1 pseudogene is annotated in these 396 nt (G+C 64.1%); it reads left to right on the plus strand.

The features are described from left to right. Window positions 1–396 (plus strand): annotated as a pseudogene (locus tag J5M58_RS27315) (hypothetical protein); the annotation flags it as partial.

Raw genomic sequence — 396 nt, forward strand, 5'->3', positions numbered from 1 at the left:
TCGTCGAGCCGACAGTCGAGCGGCAGCGGTTGGTCGAGCGTGCGCAGCAGGAGAGTGACGAGCGGCTTGAACAACGCTACCACGAGCCGCAGCGGGCCGCGTTCCAGGCTGAATACGACCAGCAGGAGCGCGAGTTTCAGCGCTACATCGACAAGGACGCAAAGGCGTACGCTGCCTTGTTCGATACGCCCATGTTCAAGCTGGCCGAGGCGTACGACTACGACGGTAACGATCGTGAGTCCGGGGTGGCCTACGCCAAGACCATGGCCCTGTGCCTGGGTGGTGGCGTTACCGAAGCTGTCGTCCCCCGCCTTGAACCGCATGTTCCCGCTTCCGGCACCAGCGAACTGCTCTGGTTGAAATGGCTGCAGGACCCGGACAGCCCGCCCTACCGCG

Origin of the sequence: Pseudomonas sp. 32_A, assembly GCF_017490905.1 — a bacterium.
GTDB lineage: Bacteria > Pseudomonadota > Gammaproteobacteria > Pseudomonadales > Pseudomonadaceae > Aquipseudomonas > Aquipseudomonas inefficax.